This window comes from Novipirellula rosea, assembly GCF_039541335.1.
GTDB classification, from domain to species: Bacteria; Planctomycetota; Planctomycetia; order Pirellulales; family Pirellulaceae; genus Novipirellula; species Novipirellula rosea.
Genome location: NZ_BAABGA010000116.1, coordinates 1 through 674, shown reverse-complemented (window position 1 = coordinate 674; position 674 = coordinate 1). Strand labels below are relative to the sequence as shown.

Here is a 674-nt window from a genome sequence, read left to right as displayed (position 1 = left end):
GTCCGTTCTTCAGCCAGACTCGGAATCGATTCAGCGACTGCGAGAGCGTGTCAAAGGGTTTTGCAGTCGCATCGAATTCAACCGTCGCGATCCAGGCGAGACGGAGACGGAACGGCAGCAAACTTATCAATTGATTCGCGAGTTGCGTCACTCGCACAACGAGGCATTGGCCGCATTATCTGAGCATGAGTCTGCGAAAAATCAGCAGATCGTGGTGCCGGTGGATCAGGAGGTCGTCTCCATGCTGGAAAAACTACGTACGCAACTGCTTGATGCTCACGATGCACAGGACGACCAGCAACTACGTTTAGCTCGTCGTTTAATCGAAGCGTTAATGTCGGGAACCATTCTTTTGTACCAGCAGGGTGAGCGAAGACAAGGTCACGGATGGTTGCAGGGTCGTGCTCAGGTGAACGTTGTCGCCGCGTTGGTCAAACGCTTTACCGGTATCTCGATCGACGCATCACCAGATGATCAAATCGAACTCAAACTCGATTATAAGAGGCCATTGCTGATTGACGAACAGTCCGAAACGGCAAAGCGACTCTGGGACCAGGGGTTACTGCAAGTTGAAATCGCTCGGCAAATGGGCTGCATCCCGCCCTACGTTACCAAGCTGATACAGCATTGGCACGACAAGCGTCGACTGCCGCGGCCCAACAACAAGTCGCGAC

General features: G+C 53.3%; 1 protein-coding gene. It reads left to right on the top strand.

The features are described from left to right. Positions 1-674 (top strand): hypothetical protein (locus ABD971_RS32305; protein ID WP_345327831.1); only part of this gene is annotated, 674 nt, incomplete at both ends.